At 53.9% G+C, this 20211-nt stretch carries 20 protein-coding genes and 2 pseudogenes; 9 read left to right on the plus strand and 13 right to left on the minus strand.

Features of this window, described 5'->3' with window-relative positions; genetic code table 11:
- Positions 1-159 precede the first annotated feature (159 nt).
- The 3 genes from LDH66_RS21905 to LDH66_RS21915 form a co-directional block, all read right to left on the minus strand.
- A complete protein-coding gene (locus LDH66_RS21905) occupies positions 160-384 on the minus strand; it encodes a hypothetical protein (protein WP_226483208.1) in 225 nt (74 codons plus the stop codon).
- 373 nt (positions 385-757) lie between these two features.
- A complete protein-coding gene (locus LDH66_RS23165) occupies positions 758-3082 on the minus strand; it encodes an outer membrane protein assembly factor BamB family protein (RefSeq protein ID WP_226483209.1) in 2325 nt (774 codons plus the stop codon).
- A gap of 273 nt (positions 3083-3355) precedes the next feature.
- A complete protein-coding gene (locus LDH66_RS21915; protein ID WP_226483210.1) occupies positions 3356-3721 on the minus strand; it encodes a response regulator in 366 nt (121 codons plus the stop codon).
- A gap of 1401 nt (positions 3722-5122) precedes the next feature.
- Here LDH66_RS21915 and LDH66_RS21920 point away from each other — a divergent pair.
- Complete coding sequence (locus LDH66_RS21920) at positions 5123-5389, plus strand: hypothetical protein (RefSeq protein ID WP_226483211.1); 267 nt, start codon at positions 5123-5125, stop codon at positions 5387-5389.
- A gap of 156 nt (positions 5390-5545) precedes the next feature.
- Positions 5546-6061, plus strand: a complete 516-nt coding sequence (locus LDH66_RS21925; RefSeq protein WP_226483212.1) for a hypothetical protein — start codon at positions 5546-5548, stop codon at positions 6059-6061.
- Between the two features lie 286 nt (positions 6062-6347).
- On the opposite strand, the pseudogene LDH66_RS21930 reads toward LDH66_RS21925, so the two are convergent.
- A pseudogene (locus LDH66_RS21930) lies at positions 6348-6592 on the minus strand (bacterio-opsin activator domain-containing protein); the annotation flags it as partial.
- Positions 6593-6836: 244 nt separating this feature from the next.
- Positions 6837-7487, minus strand: a complete 651-nt coding sequence (locus tag LDH66_RS21935) for a helix-turn-helix domain-containing protein (RefSeq protein ID WP_226483213.1) — start codon at positions 7485-7487, stop codon at positions 6837-6839.
- 564 nt (positions 7488-8051) lie between these two features.
- On the opposite strand from LDH66_RS21935, the gene LDH66_RS21940 reads away from it, so the two are divergent.
- Positions 8052-8195 (plus strand): hypothetical protein, encoded by a 144-nt coding sequence (locus tag LDH66_RS21940; protein ID WP_226483214.1) that lies wholly within the window; start codon positions 8052-8054, stop codon positions 8193-8195.
- 223 nt (positions 8196-8418) lie between these two features.
- On the opposite strand, the gene LDH66_RS21945 is transcribed toward LDH66_RS21940, so the two are convergent.
- From LDH66_RS21945 to LDH66_RS21960, 4 genes are all read right to left on the minus strand, one after another.
- Positions 8419-9138: a DUF2270 domain-containing protein gene (locus tag LDH66_RS21945; protein ID WP_226483215.1), complete on the minus strand. Its 720-nt coding sequence runs from the start codon at positions 9136-9138 to the stop codon at positions 8419-8421.
- Between the two features lie 309 nt (positions 9139-9447).
- Positions 9448-10464, minus strand: a complete 1017-nt coding sequence (locus LDH66_RS21950) for a DUF7972 family membrane protein (protein WP_226483216.1) — start codon at positions 10462-10464, stop codon at positions 9448-9450.
- On the minus strand, positions 10461-10667 hold the full coding sequence (gene sp36, locus LDH66_RS21955; protein WP_012945603.1) for a Sp36 family protein: 207 nt from the start codon (positions 10665-10667) through the stop codon (positions 10461-10463). The genes LDH66_RS21950 and sp36 overlap by 4 nt, the downstream gene beginning before the upstream one ends.
- Before the next feature lie 641 nt (positions 10668-11308).
- Positions 11309-11704 carry a CopG family ribbon-helix-helix protein gene (locus LDH66_RS21960; RefSeq protein WP_226483217.1) on the minus strand — a complete coding sequence of 132 codons (396 nt, stop codon included), beginning with the start codon at positions 11702-11704 and terminating at the stop codon, positions 11309-11311.
- Between the two features lie 103 nt (positions 11705-11807).
- Between LDH66_RS21960 and LDH66_RS21965 the strand changes: the two genes are divergently transcribed.
- Positions 11808-12647 (plus strand): hypothetical protein, encoded by an 840-nt coding sequence (locus LDH66_RS21965; RefSeq protein ID WP_226483218.1) that lies wholly within the window; start codon positions 11808-11810, stop codon positions 12645-12647.
- 454 nt (positions 12648-13101) lie between these two features.
- On the opposite strand, the gene LDH66_RS21970 is transcribed toward LDH66_RS21965, so the two are convergent.
- Positions 13102-13812, minus strand: coding sequence for a recombinase family protein (locus tag LDH66_RS21970; RefSeq protein WP_226483219.1), 711 nt, complete (start codon positions 13810-13812; stop codon positions 13102-13104).
- A 259-nt stretch (positions 13813-14071) separates the two neighbouring features.
- Here LDH66_RS21970 and LDH66_RS21975 point away from each other — a divergent pair.
- Both LDH66_RS21975 and LDH66_RS21980 read left to right on the plus strand, forming a co-directional pair.
- Positions 14072-14712 (plus strand): annotated as a pseudogene (locus tag LDH66_RS21975) (nucleoside phosphorylase).
- 322 nt (positions 14713-15034) lie between these two features.
- Complete coding sequence (locus tag LDH66_RS21980) at positions 15035-16048, plus strand: tyrosine-type recombinase/integrase (RefSeq protein ID WP_226483220.1); 1014 nt, start codon at positions 15035-15037, stop codon at positions 16046-16048.
- A gap of 147 nt (positions 16049-16195) precedes the next feature.
- Here LDH66_RS21980 and LDH66_RS21985 read toward each other — a convergent pair whose 3' ends face one another.
- Genes LDH66_RS21985 through LDH66_RS21995 form a run of 3 tightly spaced genes read right to left on the minus strand, consistent with a single transcriptional unit; the run spans position 16196 to position 17728 of the window.
- The gene (locus tag LDH66_RS21985; protein WP_226483221.1) at positions 16196-16897 is read right to left on the minus strand and encodes a DUF2270 domain-containing protein; all 702 of its coding nucleotides are present in this window, start codon (positions 16895-16897) and stop codon (positions 16196-16198) included.
- Positions 16897-17481, minus strand: coding sequence for a DsrE/DsrF/DrsH-like family protein (locus LDH66_RS21990; RefSeq protein WP_226483222.1), 585 nt, complete (start codon positions 17479-17481; stop codon positions 16897-16899). The genes LDH66_RS21985 and LDH66_RS21990 overlap by 1 nt, the downstream gene beginning before the upstream one ends.
- Before the next feature lie 4 nt (positions 17482-17485).
- Complete coding sequence (locus LDH66_RS21995) at positions 17486-17728, minus strand: sulfurtransferase TusA family protein (protein WP_264182587.1); 243 nt, start codon at positions 17726-17728, stop codon at positions 17486-17488.
- Positions 17729-17933: 205 nt separating this feature from the next.
- On the opposite strand from LDH66_RS21995, the gene LDH66_RS22000 reads away from it, so the two are divergent.
- The 3 genes from LDH66_RS22000 to LDH66_RS22010 all read left to right on the plus strand — a co-directional run bounded on the left by LDH66_RS22000 (position 17934) and on the right by LDH66_RS22010 (position 20135).
- Entirely contained in the window at positions 17934-19115 is a 1182-nt protein-coding gene (locus LDH66_RS22000; RefSeq protein WP_226483223.1) for an MBL fold metallo-hydrolase, read from the plus strand.
- A 1-nt stretch (position 19116) separates the two neighbouring features.
- Positions 19117-19611, plus strand: a complete 495-nt coding sequence (locus tag LDH66_RS22005) for a YeeE/YedE family protein (protein WP_226483224.1) — start codon at positions 19117-19119, stop codon at positions 19609-19611.
- An 86-nt stretch (positions 19612-19697) separates the two neighbouring features.
- Entirely contained in the window at positions 19698-20135 is a 438-nt protein-coding gene (locus tag LDH66_RS22010) for a YeeE/YedE family protein (RefSeq protein ID WP_226483278.1), read from the plus strand.
- The last annotated feature ends 76 nt before the right edge of the window (positions 20136-20211 follow it).

Genomic DNA, 20211 nt, shown 5'->3' on the forward strand with positions numbered 1-20211 from the left:
CCCATTACCGCCATCACTAAACTATTTAGTACTTTGTCATAAGAGGTTATACGTTTGTAACGGATCACAGTTAGTGATAACTGAACGTTCAAACCCTACACCGAGTGCCCGTGACCTACCAATACCTCATCAGTGATCTGGCGTCGTGAGCATCGTCGATTAATCAGCATCGACCGCTACCTGCCACCGCAAGATCAGATAGTCGTCTGGGTCTGTGACGACCGTCCATGTATCCTCGAAATTGAGTGCGGGCATGTTCTCTTCAGCTACTCCGCCTTGCATTTCATCGGTGGACAGTCCAGCGAAGTCAGTTCTGTAACCTACATTGTCACTGATTCCGTCCGTATGTCCTGTGGCCTCAATGTCCCAGTACGACTCGCTCACAACTCCCTCGGGGCCCTCGTTATAACCGGTAAGACCGCCAGTATTCTGGTCACCTTCGACGGTGGTGGTCGCATACCTTTAACTCAGATTAGGTACTGTCGTCGATAGTGACTTCCGCCCACAACTCACTTCTCCCTTCTGCTCACTCTCTCATCCGTGACTATGACTTCTACCTCAACCCACTAGTTAACGTCACTTCTTCCCTTACTCTAACAACTTGACGATTGGGTGAAGGATAGATCCCCGTCGATCTCCATTATACCAGAATTCCTGAGGCCACAACGGATGTAGACCTACATATCGGAGCACTTCTCACCTGGTTTCGTATTTCCTCCCGCTTCACACTCCGCTTCAAATATAGATTGTTCTACCCTCATCTATATGCGTATATTTTCTGGTTCGAAGATGCATAAATTAGATCTCGAGTGACAGCTCTTACTCCGGCATAGTATTCTGTTTCAATTTTCCATAACTCATCTCCTGACTTTGAATCGATGGCAAAGAGAATACCACGATCTGCATTAGCAGTTCCACCGCCACAAAAGAGAGTATCCCCAATCATCAACGGATCGGAAAGGGATTCGGCATTTGTCTCGTATCGCCAGTCTTCGGTTCCATCATCAGGATCAAGTGCAACAACGTAACTCTGACTATTAGACCCCCAAAGCCCGCTTGAGAAGTATAATCTCTCATCAGTAATGACCGGAGATGAGAGTGAGTCGGTGTCAGAATTCATTAAGGTCTGTGCGCTCTGTTCAGGAATATTGAGACGATAAACAGTACCTGAACCTGGATTTATGTTAAAAGCACGTACGTAGGCATGATCTCCTACCACGGCGGCATCAGTGACCTGGTTCTCCGTTCTGAAGGTCCAAGTTTCAGTCTGACTTTGGCGATCAATGATATGAAACGCCCCTTCTCCAAATGCCCCTTCATCTGTGCTATCTGTGTTCAAGCCACCGATGCAGATGGTATCGTCAGATACTGCAGGGGTCAATAGAAATTCTGATGCTGGGGTCTTAAGTTCCCATTTGCGCTCACCGCTCTCAGCATCTAGTGCAATATACTTACCATGAGAGATATCATTGACAGCGGTCGTGCTTCCCACATGCACAATTCCATCTGTAACTTCTGGGACATGGAATCCTGGTCCGGTTCCAAGTGGTGTGCTCCAGCGTTCGTTGCCATTGTCGGTATTTAATGCTACAATCTTACCCTCCGTAGTGGCACCTCCTCGTTTCCCGAAATATAGAGTTCCATCGACGATAGTAGCCCGGTCGTTATGCGATGGAGATTCCCCTACTCGATACCGCCATTTTTCATCGGCGAACGGATTGACGGCGACTATCGAATTCTGTTGAGATTCCAAATTATAGTGTAAGAGATATACTGTATCCGTGAGGGCGGCAAGGACCTCCCACTCAGGAGATTCAACTTCTTGGGGAAATTCCCAAAACTCAGTAGTCTTGGATGTCAGTTCAGTTTCTGACGGATTGTATCTCGTATGTTCAGCATCGAACTCTGTTCTCGGCCATCCTGTCGGCGCAGCGTCTGTCTCATCTTCGGTTGGTGGAGTGACAGAGAACTCACGTTTGAACTGAGCAAACCGTCCAGAGTGACTCACAGTCCAGTTGGCCTCAATTCTGACAGTTGGATCGGCGTCTGTATCGAACATAATGGGGACTTGGAAGATGTAGCTAGAAGCCCCCAGATTTGTTGCCGCCGTGATTGGCTCCTTTTCATTCCGATCGATTTCAGGCAAGGATTGACTCCCTGTGATTTGATAGGGGTCCTGTTCTTGGTTCGGGTCAAGGATGCCTCCCAATGTCAGTAAGCCTCCAGCGAGCATGCCGAGCGGTCCGGAGGCAACAGCTGCGGCTTTCGTCACTACTGAGCCTGTGAGTGAGACGATGCCTTCGTTCACCATCGCTTGCAGATTCTCGAGTTCGTCAGTGACCTGCTCGTAATCGCGGCCGGTCACCGTGAACGCGGGCATGTTCGTTCGACTTGGATGCCATCGTTGAATCCCGCGGGCCGCTGGCCGAGAGAGTTCAGCCTCGTTTGGGGCATACCACGTATCGATCCCGGCACCGACCAGAAAATCATCCTCATCGTCATAGCTGATGCGTGTCTCACACTTGGGAACAGTAACGACAAACCCACCTCCAGCTAACGGATTATCTTCACGGTAGCTTTCCGGGCGACTCGGGGGCGTTTGGCCTGTCCTCCGCGGTGCAGTATCGATTTCGTGTGCGGTGTTTCCATATCCAAACGCTGTTTCTGTGACTTCGATCGAGATGAGCATTTCCAGTGGATTATCCGGATTCACCGTCCGCCAGGTCGATAAGACCCCGTGCCGAAGGTCTGTCTCTCCGACGAGAACAGAGACAGGTCCAAATAACAGCTCGTGTGATAATTGCAACGTGAGATCTCTCCCAACGTTTTCGGCAGATATCATCTGAAACTGGTCAAAGAAGCCGCGTTCTACCACTTCCTTTTCTTCCGTGACGAGAATTCTGATTTCGTCCGGTAACGTGCCTGTTTCCTCAGCCGATAAACTGAATGTCCCATCAGGATCTGTTGTGATTGATGTCTGGAAGGCTTCTGACTCAGCATGACTAGTAATCGGAGGTGGGCGCGTATTCAGGTCATAGAACTGTAACCGACTCTCGACACCTTTTCCAAAGGGATCTACCACCTTCCCTGTAAATCGCGATTTATTGTCTATGTCTTGGACATCTCTCCCAACGATTTTGTCCGCCTCTAGTAATGAGTATCCAACGGTTGTTCCAGCACTAGTCTCCCGCAGGAAGTCCCGTCGCGATGTTCGACCATTCCGTGACATACGATACCGTGGGAACGTACCACAACATCCGCTATTAAGCTTACCGGAAATGCTGAAGGGCCGTATCAACGATCAACTTCTGCGATTGATAGATGATTTTCTCTTTCATTAGGCAATTCTATTGTTTCAGTTGCCTACAGACATTTGTGGGTGAGCGTACACGAGATGCACCCCAAGCAACGGCAGTGCTTCTTCTATTGGGTTTCTATCAGTATCGATACATAATATGGTACTGTAAAAACGGATCCAAACCTCTTCCTCTCCATCTGATTCTGACAGAACTAGAACAGGAGCGGCCCTGAACGCTGGCTCATTCTTCAGATCCTCGAGAAGATCATACCCATCCATTTCTGGCAAATGCGGATTCAAGAGGATTATCTGTGGAGATGGCGCATCCGAATACTCCCCGCGTTGATAGAGGAAATCTAATACATCCTCTTGGAGGAGGTGGAGGATACCGCGGTCGACATCATCGAGATTGAATGAACTCATCTCAACAGTACATATTTAACGCATAGCCATGAGTATTTCAAAAACAACAGGTTTGATTTATCTAATTATATGTAACGTAATATTCTCCAATATATTTGCGAGATATATCGTTGATTAGTAGGATCTGCTACTCTTCCTGTCCTCATTTCCTTTATGATATATGAGACAGATCAGCAGCCTCGGGCTGAGACTTAATACAAACCTCCGGTTTAGGCGCCATGCAGTCCACGGGGACGAATCAAAGCCAGTCAGTCACGGTCTGATCAGGACATCACATCACCAGACATTGTGATTGTGTGAGTCCGTCGTCAGTCGTTGCCCGACGTCGCTGACTCGTTACTAGTCGTCTTCTCGAATCGCTGCGTTTCGTGATTATCCGACACCAGGCGACCGTGGCGACTGCCAGCCTGCTGCTGATACGCATGGCATCCCTCGTTTCGACTGTCGCGTGAGTCCACACACGCGGCGGAATCCCACCCCGGAAAAGACACACCGCGATCGGGCGTTTTCTCTCCCCCGCGCCGCTCGCGGCGTTTTCAACACCCCTCATGTCGAGTGAAAACAGTCGCTAGTCGTCGGTCTGAAACAGGCGATCGTCGAACGTCCCGTTTGGTAGATGTTCTCCATGACCGGCTGGGTGACGTTGATAATCGCCGCATTGAGCGTGGTCAGACAGTAGGGGTGACGAAGCACCGACTATCCCTCGCGGTCGAATACGACCTCGATATCGTCCGAGTAGGCTTGCCACTCCGGACAGTAGAGGTTCGTAAAACGGCCGTCGGAGATTTGACCACTCCTGGTTCCAGATAGTCCGCGAGCGTTACGTCCGACTGTGGGGCGGCGTTCACGTTCTCGTCGGCCGTCTTTCGTTAGTGGCAGTGTTCACTTCTCAGTCATGACGATGCACTGTACATAGGCACAGCGGCCCTGTTGGCTCACCACCGGTTGGCTCGCGGCGGTGATTACGGCGAGTGGTCGGAGTCAGACGCTTCTTAGTGGCGTAGGGGTGATCGATTGGACGGAATAGCACTTGGTTCACTTCCTTCACGGAGAAACTCGAGAAACGAACTTGTCCGCCTTCACCTGGTTGACGAGAGTTAACCAACACAATAGAGACTGACGAAGGTTTGTTGGTTAAACCAATCTTCACAACTTCTGTGCCGTCGTAGACTTTACCGAGAAGCTTGTCTATATGCCGCACAATGGCCGTCAAAAGCGGACTGTTCCCGCTGACGATCGAGTTCTAATAGTTGTTGACTAGCAAGGATTTCGAGGTGCTCTATCACTTCGACCACCAACGAACAGTCAGTAAGGTAGCTGAGCAGAGCGACCTCAGGTATCTCCGGAATCGTGGAATCATCGGGGCAGATGACGTGCATTATCGATTTCGAGTGGCTGAATATGGATGGCCCCGAGACGTTCCGGACGATGCAGGACCTCAAGCTTGATCGCCTGGACAACAAGGAGTCCTCGGACAACTGGATCCGCCAATCCGGGCACAAGAAGCACCTCGAGAAAGCGCGAAAGGAAGCAGATCGACAGCGCCGGGACAGTTTGCTTGCATCGATCTACGAAGAGAGTGAACTGTCCGCGAACGACATTGCGAGATGCTCTGCCGTGGAAATCTCCGATGGACGCATCAGACAAATTGCCAATGATCAGGGCTAACGATCCGATACGGGAAACCGCAAGACGGCAATGGGGGTCTTCGCTGTTAGTAGCTCCGACGGCACTATACATACTGTTGTACGCCCAAAGCAAGTTGACGGGCAGGATTAGTGAAGTCGGAGGCAGGGGGCCCGGGGGCGATCGTGATCTGGAGTTGTGGAGATCGCGATCGAGATCGGCGTCGAGTTCGTCTTGGACGTCGCAACCAGTGGAGTACGATGGAGGTCGACGATGAGTCGGCAGCTCGTCCAGGAGTGGATCGTCCAAGACAGGTGCGCGTGTGACGACTGTTCGGTCGACAACTTCGTGCGGATCCGAGCGCTGGCTGTTTGCGTTGCTCCGGCGATTGCACTGCTGGTTGCACTCCACGTGATCGGCGTGCCGGCTCCACTGTTCGTGGCAGCTCCCTTCATCGTGGTACTCGGTACTGTCGAGTGGATCGGGCCGGCAATCGAGGAGGCCGTGCCGTCAGAATGTCAGGCCGAAGAGAGGGATCAAGAAGCACCGATGAGTGGTGAGGAGTTCATTGCGTTTCTCACTGCGATCGTGTTCCTCATCGCTGTACAGCAAGGATCGTCTCAAATCTTCCTTGCCTCGGCGATCGCGTTTGTCACGTTCATGATCGAGGCCTCGGGGCTCCTCGAGGAAGAGACGAGCGGGGTGGACGCATGAGTATTCTCGAGAAGTATGTCCGAGAAGTTCGACAGAGTTGGATAGGATTGTGAAGCGGCGGTAAGTCAGGGGACAACACATCGACCATTGATTCCTCCGATAGTCGTCAGAATTGGGTTGCTGAATACAGAGGGTGTGTTCAGAACTGGGTTCGTTTGTTTTACGGCAAAGACGGTGGACTAACTGCTCAGTGGACCTGCGTACTGTTCGATGTTCTCCAGTACATGACACTCAGATTATTCTGTCACCAGAACTGCTTATGGAGCGAGGAGATGTCTCTCCTCTATGCACGATACAATCTCGCCCCCTCTACTTCGTCGATAACAGCGGTGTTTGTCACGGTTTCATCCTCCTCGAACGCACCTTCAAATCCGTCCTGATCACCGCCACTCACCCAGAATAGGGCATAATTCGATCTTCCATCGTCGCCACAACCTGCTCGATCTCGACGATCATCTGCGGAGTCGTTGTGAGTGCGTGGTTCAGCGCGAGATCATCTGATTTGACGGAAAACTCGGCGATAATGCTCATACCGCCGGTTGGTGGTCAAGCACAATAAGTCACAAGCGGAATATCGTGTTCCTGTGCGATCCACATGGAGTGTTCACTCCCTCACTGTACTGAACGCACTGTTAGTGATGAAAGAACGGCGGTCATCGAACCGTCACGTGGTTGGGAAAGTGAAGCGGTTGATGACCGCCACTCTATGGGAGGGGCTCCACGGGGATGAGGCTAAGTTTTGCCCGAGCAACTTGTTTAAATAGGGTCTCTACGGTTACTCTTGAGTCGGTACCAGAGTGCTTGCTATGAGTCGTCGAAGACCGCGCTGCAAACGCGATGAAACCGCCTGTCGGCTGATATCGAGTTCGTCGGCGATATCGTCTTGAGTGGCTTTCCGCGGCGAGTCGAAGTACCCACGAGAGTAGGCGAGAACCAACGCTGACCGCTGTCCATCAGTTAAATCGAATTCCCGATCTGATTTGAGTGGCGAGAGCGCGTGGAGTTGGGTAAGTTCAATAGGGATATCATTTTCCCGGCAGTACGATTGGAATTCGGAGATACTCTCTTGATCGCTACTCCTGACTTCAAATGTCCAGTTCTCCTGTTCTCCCAATCCAGAAAGGAGTGTGATATCAGTGTTGACGATAGCAATTAGAATACTTTCATGGTTCAGGTTCCATTTAATGCGAACAAGCATCTCTTCCTCTAATTTGTCAATCACTTTGAACTCATCAACCCCCTTATCACCACTCAAATCGGCTGTGAAGTCCCCAACATTCTCCGCGTGAATCCAGAAGTACGGTACGATGGCATCCTCCGTTGGGACAACACGATCCAGTTCGATAGTTGCGTCTGGCAACTGTTCAAAAACTGTATTCAGAGGGAACTCGGGTTGCGGGACAGTAAATGAAGCTTCAATCGCCATAGATACGATTTGTAGGAATTTCCTTTTGGTCTTCTCGCTGCTACTGCTTGTACTGAAGACACTCTGGTAACTACTCAGCCTCTACTGAACAGTAACTATACGTGCGTACTGAACACGGCATTTGTACCAAAGCAAAAAATCGGATCGCTACTGCAATAACGAGGGAGCGTTGCCCCAATTACTCCCTTGGCCCCCAACCACATTATGGGGCGGCCACCGTATAATACTATTTCACGGCATAAAAACCGCGTGTCCGGTAAAAGATGTAGACGAGTTTGGATCGGATATACTGCGGTAGCTGTGGTAACTCTACTGCCTGTACTGAACGATCACCACTTTCGCAGATCGAGTCGAATCTCGTGCCACAGTCGCGCTGTGTATTCAACAAGACCTGAGCGAACACTAGTATTACTGTCAAGAACAGCGTACTGAATATAGAGGGTGGATTCAGCAGATCGGTAACGATAGGGTACAGCGTTAACGGTAAGATTCGGGCTAATAATAATAATAACCTGTGACTTGTAACTTCATTCTATGGTCAAATGTGCTCGATGCGGCCGTGATGTGGATGACGTTCAAGACATCACGCCAGATGCTATCACGAAAGAACTAATTGACTCAATCGATCACGGCGAAGAAGACCTTGCCGGGGAGGATGATTTGAAAGTTTGCGACAAGTGCATGGATGAATTGAAGGGAGGGGGCTGAAAACGAAGCGGTTTGCGTTACTGAGGATTTCAGCAGGATCTGGATTACAAGATTCGCGCCTTGTATTCAGCACGGTTCTGCCGACATCACCGACAGCTGAGAGAAGTGCCAGATTAGATACGCACATGTACGTAACGCCACTTTCGAAACTAGGCTTGGTGAAATCATTGTCCGAGAATTCGTCCAAAGTCGGACAGCGGCCCGTTCAATACAGAGAACGGATTTATCTGTCTGTCTCTTTCCAGTCGTCCGGGTCCCCTTCACGGAATTCACCTTTGGCATGGCGCTCGCGGGGCCAGAAGGTGACGCCCAGTAGTACGACGTAGAACACACCCACAACGGCAACCACAGCGATTCCGGGGATACGGGCGATTCCAGCGGTTGTCAGCCAGTCTTGGCGCGGCGCGAACGCTGTAATCCTGAAGACCCATGCGACCAAGAGGACACTGAGCAGAGCAAGGTACACACGCTGGAGCCGGTTCGCGAGTGCTTCGTAGAACGAGACTTTCAGCGTCGGCCTGCGATAGTCCCTGCTCAGTTCCGCCCGCCAGTCGTGACTTTCAGTGCCTTGGGACGGATCGAGGGCGTTTGCGAACAGGTTCTCTTGGATGACTCGAGCACGAGAGCGAAAGACATCGTAGTCCCGGTACCGCCGTGCTTCGATGGCCAGAAAGATGGTGACGACAACGATCCCGATCAGCAAGATATAGTGTGGGTTATCGGTACTCGAAAACCCCCACGTCAAGATAGCTGCCATCAGCGTCACCGCCCACGTCGTCGACTCGTCGAGGCGCTGCCGCCACGTCCCCACTCGGTCTATCTCTCCGCGATAGGCGTGGGCCATCACCGAACCGAGTCCCGTACTGTCGTCAACCATTTCGCGGCCGATCTCCCGTTGGTCTGGTGCTGTTGGGTCGAACTCGTCGTTACTCGAATCGGTCATAGAGGAGAGACATCCCCTCGCTCCATAAGCAGTTATGGTGACGGCGTAATCTGAGTGTCAATCGGTCATTCCAGTGGATTAGGGGCGACGAATCGTTTCGGGCTATATTTTCGATGTTAGAGGCTGCAATGGGGTTGGGGAATTTCCCAAAGGCATTCAACAGCACCTGTATCGATCTCCTCGCGGAGGACGTATTGGAACTGTGGCGGGACGCGAGCAATCGACGCCCGTTCAGAGAGTGACTAACCTCAGTACCTCACGAAGCATCCACATCTAACCGTGTCTGAGGTTTGAGTTCTGCGTCGGATCTTAGCGTTGTGATTCGCGGAGGATCAGCGGCTCGATGGCAAGTGTCCGTTTTGCTATGGTGACAATGCGAAGGACGTACGAGACGAACAGCATGAATGGAACGAGCGTCACCGCAAACGCACCGCCCACGACGAGGATGATGTGATCGAGACCGAGTATGCTTCCTGGGAACGTCCCCGCATCGACGATTCCGACCATGATACCCGCAACGGCCAATGCCGGGACTGCAGCATAGAGAATCATCTGAGACAGGTCGATGAGTGCCCACTGGAAGTACAGCGTCTTGATGTGTTCGCGCGCCGGACCAAACAGAGACAGCGCTGTTTTGAGGTCGTCAAGCAAGCCGCGTTCTTCCTCATTGAGGCTCTCTTTGTATTCGTTCGCGAAGCGTTCAACTTGGAATATTTTCCAGCCATAATTGAAATTTAGTGCAGCGAATAATACATCGAACGAGCCGAACTGCGCATCCTCAAGTTGGTCACGCACCGTGTCAGCGTTCCCAGTGACGCTTTCAGCGAATTCATCGACCTCTTCTCGGAGGTTCTCGTTATCATTCTTGTCAATAGACTCTCGAAGAGCCGTCGTCCGTTGTGCTGTAATTCCGATGATTTGCCGGAGGAATTCGGATGGATCGGCAGGACTCGGAGATCCGATTAATTCTTCAGTAAAGTCCCGGACATCCATCGAACTGGCCATCCGCTCGCGTTGATCGCCGAGCGGGCCGTTCTCTTGGGAGAGGACGAGCTGACCGATCGTGACGACGAGTGTCGTCCCAGTCACGATGACCGTGATCATCGTCGAGAACATCGTGTCGATCATGTCGCCGGACTCGATTTGCTGTGAAAACGGTGGATCGAGGACAGCGACGGCGATGACGAATGCGACGAACACGGCACTGGTCAGGACCATGGAGACGTGAAAGCGGTTCGCGCGCAGCAGCAACCAGAGTTTAATCCGACTCTCGCCTGAGCGCTCACGCATCGTGTTGGCCGTACTGATATCGGTCTTGTCAGTCATACTGGCTCACCCGATTGGGCAGGTCGCTTGAAAACGAGGTACTTGGTGCCGCCTCCCTCGTAGTCGATCGTCTCCACAAACTCCCAGCCTTCTGCACCGAGTTGATTCAACTCTGCTTTCGGATCCTCTGCTTCTTTTTGGGTCTCATCGCGCGGTGGGCGAAGTGTCTCGTACTCCCAGCGGGTCACTTCTGATTCGGACATCACTACTAGTAGGTACTGTAGCCCTCTATACCCCCTCCACCACCGAGGTAGTGGAGACATTCCTGATACAGAATATGGTCTGCTTGGACGCCCAGCAGTACAACACGCAAGCACTCGGACATCGAAGCGGACAATGGATGGCGAGCACTCCCTCACGCCGCCGGGCCGTTGCAATGATAGTCTTGGATTCGATACGAAGCAGTCCCCCTCGGCAAACTCATCGGTGCGTTCGCGCTCGTCAGTCTCATCCCGTTCACTCTTGTATTCTTTCTCGGTGCTCAGGGTCCAGCTGCGATACTGGCAGTGATCGGGCAATTTATCCTCACCGTCGGTGCGGGGATCATACTTATGTATGTCATCGCTCGTGGGAACCACCTGTCCGGCGACTGAATCGCATTGTGTCCACCCACCGTTTGGAGTATTCCTACAAGAGGGAATCACGAAAACTTGGTGACCGATACGCACTGTGGGCCTTGTTTAGAGGCGTGATATCAGTGGTGTTAGAGCCTTACAGCTTGCTCGATATTTCTGACGGCGGCCTTAGGACGAGTTCTCTGAACTGGCCAAAGCCGGACAGCGGCTTCGTTCAATACAGGTGAAACACATAGCGAGTGTACCTCTCGAATGTTTCTAGCAGATCATCATTCTTCGCCGTCCCGGATGACCATTACCTTGACCCGATTTACGCCGTCAAAGTCGCGGAGTCGGTAGGTGAGGGTACGTACCTGCTCGGTTGGTCCCCGACAAAACAGTGATTCGAGGCACCACTCCCCCTGGTGCGTATGACTCGTGTTGAGGATCACGTCTTGATACTCGTGTTGGACTGCATGGAGTTCCTGTATCACCTCGTGGTGGCGATAATCGAATGCGACGAGCGCAACGATTTCTCCGCTTGTCTCTTTGAGGCGGGAGTGAGACTCGATGTACTCCAACATCGCTTCTCGGACCGCTCGGGATCTATTTTCGATGTCCTGCTCTTGCCAGACTCGGTCGAACTCTTCGACGACTTCGTCTGGAATATTGAAACTCGTTCGCATAGGTATTGGCTCGTCGTGTTTCTACAAGAGGTTCTCGTATGACGATGCACCTATTTCGGTATTAACAACCGTTATTCACGTCGGTAGCAGAGTCTCGATCAGGATGTTACACGGCGAAGCACTCGGTCTCTTCTTCGGGGCAGTTGTGCTCGGCGCTGTTCACGGCATCGAACCGGGTCATGGGTGGCCCGTTGCCGCCTCATATGCGCTCGACCAGACGAACAAGTGGGTGTACGGGTTCGCGGCGAGTCTCATCATCGGCGTCGGCCACCTTATCAGCAGTATTGCGATGGTGGGGGTGTTCTTCTACGCAAAAGACTACTTCAACCTCACGCAGGTCAACGAGCCGATGACGATACTCGGTGGTATCCAAATCGGCGGGCCAGTCAGCCTCGTTGCCGGTGTTCTCCTCATCGCGCTTGGGATCCGTGAATACTTTCACGGGCATTCTCACGGCAGTCACAGTGATGACGGCCACTCCGACCATCACAGCCACGACCACCACCACCACTACCACGATCTGGACGAGCATTCAAGCCATTCTCACGAGCAGGTCCATTCACACAACCACAACAATGGGCTGATCACTCGTTTGAAAGGCTTCGTTCCCTTCGTCAGTGGGCACTCTCACTCACATGATGACCCCGAAGCAACCGCTGACCGTGGCCTCCTTGGAATCGCGTGGTTCGCGTTCGTACTCGGATTCGCCCACGAAGAGGAATTCGAGATTATTGCGCTCTGCGCTGGATCAAACCACTGCCTCGAACTGATGAGTGCGTACGCCCTCACCGTCATCGCGGGTATCGTTGGACTGACGATGCTGTTGATTGCAGGCTACCAGCACTCCGAGGAGAAAGTCAAGCAGTACACACCGTACCTCCCAGCGTTTTCCGCAGCTGTCCTCATCATCGTGGGATTGGGTTTCATCACTGGAGTATTCTGACTTGCCCGTTCAATTCGCATATCTGCTTACCAGTAGATTCATTCCCTCCTCATCTGTAATTATCCCGAGTGTATCTTTGCTACCTATGGGTATCGTCTGAGAAACCCCGTTTACAGACACCCTGGACATGAATAACCGACTTCGAAATAGGCCAAACCGTAATAGTACACGGTTTTTCATAGTGTCGTACTGAGTGTCACAGTCTCATGCAAGTAATAGTCCTATTTGCTCTCGGATCGGACCATGTTATGCTGGTCGAAGGCCAGAGGAACCCACCAACACCCACACCGTGTTCATGGTAAGAGCGCGACCGGCGACAAGACGCAGCGAACGACAGTTCCGCACAACACCGCTCGCTTCGATCGGCCACCGGGAGGGGTATTCCCTTCCGGTGTCGTTCATGGTTGCCTAAGGGTTGACCTTGACTCGAGAGGTCACTTGAGCAAATCACTGATCACGCTACCATCCCGGTTTCGGCTTCTTCGAGATATCGGTCTCGCCGACCGTAGATTCCGCGGGCGGTTGATCGGTTCACACCCGTTTCGTCAGCAATGTCTCTCCATGAACGGCCGGTTTCTCGAAGTCGGATCACTTCGAGGGCAGTCGCGAACTCCCTACTCTCGCGATCGGGGATCCACCGTCTGCCGTCCTCGTCGTAGCAAAGGCCGAAGGGCGGACGTCCGTGGTCGTCCCCACGCTGTTCACGGGCATCCATCGCGGCCTGGGATTTCTTTATCTCCCGCCGTTTGACGTCGCTCCCGACGGCTCTCTGGACTCGGAAAGTGAGCTCGTCCTCCGGTGGGTTTTCGACAAACTCGAGTAGACAGTCGCTGAGGACAGCTGCCCGTTTCAGTTTCCAATAAAATTGGTCACGGGCCAGGCGCGTATCGTCCCACGCGACGAGGTAGTCGTATTCGCCGTCACGGAGTGCCTCGAGTAATGTTTCCACCTTCGGGTTCGCATCGATACGCTCCTCGTCGACGGACTTCATATGCACGCTGAATCCGGTGTGGACGCCGAGATCGATCACGTCCACCTCGTCGGCCAACTGCTCCGCGAGCGCCGGGACACGTTCGCGCTGTAACTCGAGGAAGACATCGTCGTCACTCCCTTGCGACTTGCGGATAAACGCGGCGGCTCTACTCATCAGCTTTCTCGAGAGCACAGATCCATCGAAAGCCGCGATCTCAGCGGTAGTCGGGACTCTGCCTGAGTGACCACAATATCCTTGCCCAGGTTCCGTGAACACGAACTATATGACTGACTCGACCGATCCGGACTCGTCTCCGCTATTCGAGGCCAAAGAATTCGACGAATCCTCTGTATTCTCGCCGGAAGCACTGCTGGAGAACGCCCGACGACAGAAGGACCTCCCGGAACGCTCAGTCCCGGAAATCTGTATCCTCGATCCAGATGGAGATATTATGCGCCAGTTGACGGCTACCGGTGAAGCACAAAAGGATGGAGCGTGGCCCGGCTATCACACCGACCTCTATCGGTTCGAACGAAACGGGGAGGAGTTCGGAATCGTAGGGTGTGTTGTCGGGGCACCGTTCGCTGTGCTACTTGCAGAGCAACTGTTCGCCGCCGGCTGCCAGTTTCTCATAAGCGTAACCTCCTCAGGACAGATTGTGCCCAAGGACGATCCGCCCTACTTCGTTCTCATAGAGCGTGCGCTCCGCGACGAAGGAACGAGTCACTATTACCGTTCGCCAAGTAGTTATGCGACTCTCGATGACGAGCTTCGTGTTTCGGTCGAAGAGGTGTGTAAAACTGTACCTCGACCTGTATACACGGGAGCAACGTGGACAACGGATGCCCTATTTCGGAAACAGAAACTGCAATTGAACGTGCCCGATCAGACGGAATTCTTGCTGTCGAAATGGAGGCAGTAGCACTCTACACTTTCGGCGACGTTCGAGAGCAGCCAGTCGTTTGCTTCGCCCACGTGACCAACCAAATGGGGCAGACAGAGGAGGATTTCGAGAAAGGGGCGGCAGACGGGAGTCAGGATGCATTAGAGGTGATTGACACGGCTGCTATGGCTTGGAGATCTTTGGATTGACGTATCCAGCGATAAGTTCAGGAACGATGTAATGGTGGGACACAGAATCATTCGGTGATTGATTTTCTGGTTTCCGACGAGTTTGGCTGTACGCGAATCCCGGTGATAATCACTTCCCCGTTCGCTCATCGAACGAAATCATAACTGTGGCCCGTTCGACCGATAATCGCCGTGCTGTCTGGCGATTATCGCACTTCAAATGTATGGGCGCTGCAAGCTCACAGCCACTCAGACGCCCGCAGGATTCCTCTCGTTCTGTCTAACGAACGGGGGAAAATCGCGGAGTTTAGATCGACCCGTTATCGGTTCGCGACTCACGACTATGAGTCTCGAGCCAATCGATCCGGAGACAGCACTCGAGCTGTACCTCACGGACAAGGAAGCCGAACTCGCTGAGAGTTCGATTCAGTCGCACAGGTACCGCCTCAAGCACTTTCTGCGCTGGTGTGGGATGGAAGACATCGACAATCTCAACGACCTCACCGGTCGCAAACTCCAGCAGTATCGTCTCTGGCGTCGCGACGACGGAGACCTCTCCGTCGCCAGCGAGAAGACCCAGATGGACACGCTGCGCGTATTCATCCGCTGGGCCGAGTCGATCGACGCCGTCGAACAGGACCTCTCGACGAAGGTCCGTTCGCCATCGATGACGCCAGAGCAAAATACCCGCGACGAGATGCTGGAGACCGAGGAAGCCGAAGCAGTTCTCTCGTACCTCGCCAAGTACGACTACGCATCCCGTGAACACGTCACCGTCGCGCTGATGTGGCATACGATGATGCGTGTCAGCAGCGTCAACGCCCTCGACGTCGACGACTACAATCCCGGCGAGCAGTACATCGAGGTCCACCACCGCCCGGAGACGGACACGCCAATCAAGAACAAGAAAGACGGTGATCGTCTGGTCGCGTTGTCGGATGACATCTGCATGCTGCTCGACGACTGGATCGAAGAGAAGCGACCGAACGTGACTGACGACTTCGGCCGTGAACCGCTCGTCGCGACGAGGGAGGGTCGCGCGAACAAGACTACGCTCAGGAAGTACGTCTACCAAGCAACCCGGCCGTGCTTCCGTGGAGCAGAGTGTCCTGAAGATCGGGACCCAGAAGAATGTGAGGCTGCTGTCAACGACCAGGAGGCGTTCAGGTGTCCCGCGAACGTCAATCCCCACGCCATCCGGCGGGGGAGTATTACACACTCACTCAACAGCGCCCTCCCAGACAACGTCGTCAGTGATCGAGCGAACGTGAGCCCTGCGGTCATCGAACAACACTACGACCGACGTACTGAGAAAGAGAAGATGGAACAGCGGCGGGACTACTTGGATCGACTCTGAGCACAGCATAACCGCACTACTCCACTTTATTTCTGTAATTTAGTTGCGGTGGTTATGTCTGTGATATTCAGTATATAATAATATACGTTTGATAGCATGACTACGATACTCGGAAACGAAGATCCGCTAGCAGTTGCTGCCTGAGTCTCATTTTTTACGCAGATTTTCAGAACGCAGTTCACCCTTCGCATGCCACGTTCGTGGGCGCATAGCGACGATAGCTGCGCCGAGATAGGACAGTACCACAATTCCGATGACAATCGTTCCGGGAATCATCCCGATCGCGGCACTCGTCACCCACGGCTCTGGAGAGAAAGCAGTAATACGTACGAGCCATGCAGCGAGTAACACGGTGAACAGCGGCAGATACACTCGTCGTAGACGGTGCGCTATCGCTTCCTCTGTGCTGATCTTGATCGTCGGTTCCCGATAATCCTGACTCAACGCTTCACGCCAGTTGGGATCGGGCAGCCCAGCAGAGGGGTCAAGCCCATATGCGAAGACGTTTTCCTGCAATTTCCTGACTCTGCTTCGCCAGATGTCGTATCCTCGATACCGACGGGCCTCGATCAGCAGAAAGACCGAGAGCGTGGCCACACCGATGAGAAGGATATAGTGGGGAATGTCAGGCCGCGAGAACGCCCACGTGAGGATCGCAGAGATGACGAGAACGGCCCAGTTCGTCGTTCGATCGAGGCGCTCTCGCCAGAATTTCATACGATGTATCTCGCCCCGATAGAGGTGAGCGGTGGCCGAGCTGGGCCCCATATTTTCCTCAAGAAGGCCTTCTCCCAATTCCCTGTTCTCAGAATCGCCAGGATCGATCTCCTTTGCTGAGGGTTGTGACATTAGACGAGGAGTTGAATGTCGGATTCAGCCATGTCCTGAATCGCCGTCGCTGCCCCGACACCGACGGTGATACCGTCGTAGAAGTCGTTTTCGTCGTAGTCCATCAGATCGATCGTCATCTGACAGGCCTGGAACTCGACACCCATCTCTAGGGAGGTGTCGATGAGTTCCTCGATCGTCGCCGTGTCGTTGTCCTCGATCTGTCGTTCCATCATTTTCGTCGTCATGCGATCCATACCCGGAAGCGCCGCGATCGCATTCGGGACCGGCATACTGGGATTACCGACGGAACTCAGCTTCAGATTCTTCGACTTCTCCTTGTGGAGGATGTCCAACCCCCAGAACGTGTGGAAGACCGTCACCTCGTAGCCGAACGCGGCGGCGGTACTTGCGAGGATGAGCGGCGGGTACGCCATATCGAGTGTCCCCTTCGTCGCGATGATCGACATCTTCGGCTGTTCATCGCCGCTCTCGGACTCGACATCGCTAAGCCGGTCCTCGAGTTCCGTAACTCGCTCTTCGAGTTCTGCACGGCTCAGCGGTTCCTCGTCAGCAGTGGACGTTTGTGGGGTGTCGGTACTCATTGTCTTACTCGGTCTTGCGAACGTAGTGGGTGAAGACGTCGTCACCCTCATCCTGATTGACGAGCTCCACACCCTCGGTCGTATCCGCCCAACCAGCGATGTCACTCATACTTCCGGGGTCAGTTGCAAGGACTTCCAGAACCCCGCCCTCCCCGAGTTCGTCGATGGTCTGCTTCGTCTTGACGACCGGCATCGGGCAATTCTGTCCCTTCACGTCGAGAGTCTCGGTAATTTCGTACTCAGTCATAATATTGACTACACCGTCCAATACTGTCGGCCACAATAAAAGCGTGTCGATGGTGGTCCACGTATTGAGCATTACTATAAGCACCCCAGATACTATATCGGGCGGTATACGGTCTTGATACACACATATCCAAATACAGTATTGTGTAGAGGTAGAATTACTATGCGAAGCCTTATTGGCAGGCCGTTAGTAGAAGGGGATGACGATGACCGAAGAAGACCTTCCCGCCACTGAGGAAAACGTCGAATCGATCACACCGAAACAACTGAAAGAACGGATTGACAGCGGCGAGAATGTCTTCATCCTCGACGCGCGCTCGGAAGGTGACTTCGATGAGTGGCATCTCGAAGGCGAGAACGTCGAGATCGTGAATTATCCCTATTTCCAGTTGCTCGACGGGATTCCACAGGACCTTCTCGCAGAGCTTCCCGAAGAACAGAAGATCACAGTCTTGTGCGCGAAGGGCGGTTCCAGCGAGATGGTCGCCGAGAACCTCGAGGAGGAAGGATACGACGTCAACCACCTCGAACGCGGAATGAGGGGTTGGGCACGCATCTACGAATACACTGAACTCAACGTCGACGTCGACGCGACAATTGCACAGTACCAGCGTCCATCCAGCGGGTGTCTCGCGTACCTCATCGCCTCGAACGGTGAAGCCGCGGTCATCGACCCGCTACGAGCGTTCACTGACGACTATATCCAGGACGTTCGAAATCTCGGTGCAGAACTCACGTACGCGATCGATACACATGTTCACGCAGATCACATCTCTGGAATTCGGTCGGTCGCCGAGCAGACAGACGCAACTGCGATCATGCCCGAAGCAGCGGCGGCGCGTGGCGTCGAGTACGACCGCCAGTACGAAACCATCGAAGACGGGGACGCGCTCAAAGTCGGAGACATCGAGATCGACGTGTATCATACGCCCGGCCACACGACGGGAATGACCGCATACAAAGTTGGGAACGTCCTGTTTACCGGTGACGGACTGTTCACCGAAAGTGTCGCACGCCCTGACCTCGAAGATCCCGAAGCAGCTCGAGACGCCGCGAGGACGCTTTACGAATCGCTCACCGAGAAAGTATTGACACAGTCTGACGATATGATCATCGCACCTGCGCACTGCAGCGATTCCGCAACGCCGAACGAGGACGGCACGTACACCGCTGCACTCGGTGAACTGCGAGACGCGATGGACGCACTGTTGATGGACGAAGAGTCGTTCGTCGAGTTCATCGTCTCGGACATGCCGCCGCGACCGGCCAACTACGAAGAGATTATCGCCACCAACCTCGGTCAGGAAGCGCCCGACGACGAGGAAGCGTTCGAGCTTGAACTCGGACCGAACAACTGTGCAGCGAGCGAGGAGGCGCTAACGAACTAAGATGAGCGAACTCACACCAATGCTCGCGCTCGGGGAGCTCTTTCCGCGAGGGATCCTACCGTATCTCCTCGGTGGACTGCTCGTCGGACTCGGCGCCGCAGTCATCTACCTCGCCACAGGGATCATTGCCGGTGCGAGCACGTTCCTCGAGTCGACGCTGTCGTACATCTCCGATGCGCCCCGGTTCAACCGGTTCAAGTACGTCCAGTCACGAGACTGGCGACTCGTATTCACAGCGGGCATCGTCAGCGGCGCCGCCGTGTACGCAGTCCTCTTCCAGGGCGGGATTTGGACGACAGAGGTTCAGTGGTGGCGGCTCCTGGGCGGCGGCTTCCTCGTCGGCGTCGGGACGCGTCTTGGCAAAGGTTGCACGTCGGGCCACGGCGTTTGCGGCGTCGGATCGCTCTCGAACACCTCGTTCGTGAACGTGGCGACGTTCCTCGCTATCGCGATCGGGACAGCTCAACTCGTGCAGGCGGCGGGGGTGGCACCATGAGCGGCGAGGCCGACCACCGAGAGGCCTCGGGGAAGGCGAGCGGGGAGGAACGACCCGCGAGCGGTACCCGCCGTAGCCCGCTGTTCATGCCGATAATCTACGTGGGCGGGCTGATCTTCGGCTTCGGCCTCGCGATCAGCGGCATGGCTCGCCCCGAGGTCGTACTAGACTTCCTCCAGTTCGAGGACTTCGGCCTTTTGTTCGTCATGGGTGGTGCAGCCGTCGTGACCGGGCTCACGTTCGCCGTCGCCACTGGGTATCTCGATCGGGCGCCGTTGACGGCCAGCGAGTACACGCGCCGAGTGAAAGAGTTCGACCGCAACGTCGTCGTCGGCGGGGCGATCTTCGGTGTCGGCTGGGGCCTCTCGGGTATCTGCCCGGGGGCCGCCTACGCGAGCGTCGGTATCGGTAACTATCCGATCCTGTGGGCGGTCATCGGGATGTTCCTCGGCGCGTACGTACAGGGCTACTGGCGAACGCTTCGCTCGAGCACGACCGACGTGACCGAAACCGTTTCCAGCTAACATTCGATGGTCCCCACAGAATCACCTGATACCGGGTGATCAGAGAACGGATTAACTCGCTCGGTATTGAGTCGTT

This window comes from Natrinema amylolyticum, assembly GCF_020515625.1.
Classification (GTDB): Archaea; Halobacteriota; Halobacteria; order Halobacteriales; family Natrialbaceae; genus Natrinema; species Natrinema amylolyticum.